Source organism: Staphylococcus simiae (assembly GCF_002902085.1).
In the GTDB taxonomy this organism is placed as follows: domain Bacteria; phylum Bacillota; class Bacilli; order Staphylococcales; family Staphylococcaceae; genus Staphylococcus; species Staphylococcus simiae.
The window spans coordinates 2,835-3,175 of sequence record NZ_PPQR01000159.1 but is presented as its reverse complement, the minus strand read 5'-3'; the positions used below and the strand labels follow the sequence as shown (position 1 = coordinate 3,175).

General features: G+C 28.4%; 1 protein-coding gene. It reads left to right on the top strand.

Annotated features, from left to right (window positions below; genetic code table 11):
- Positions 1-157 precede the first annotated feature (157 nt).
- Positions 158-341, top strand: a 184-nt coding sequence (locus tag CD113_RS12615) for a YneF family protein (RefSeq protein ID WP_240622786.1), incomplete at its 3' end; no start/stop codon positions are given.

The following is a 341-nucleotide window of genomic DNA, read 5'->3' as shown; positions in this document are numbered from 1 at the left end:
TTATAAATTGTTAAATAAATATATTTAAAGCACTGTTATAACACTCTAATCTTTGGTATCATTTTGGGTGGCGAAATAAATGCTAAGATCAATAAGTTATTGAAATAATTAGTTGAATTTAGTAAAATTCAGAAGAATACAGAAAGCAGGTGAAACAATGGCAACTTGGTTAGCAATTATTTTAATTTTAATAGCCCTAATCGCAGGATTAGTAGGTGGATTCTTCTTAGCAAGAAAATACATGATGGATTATTTAAAGAAAAACCCACCAATTAATGAAGAAATGCTTCGTATGATGATGATGCAAATGGGTCAAAAACCATCTCAAAAGAAAATTAATC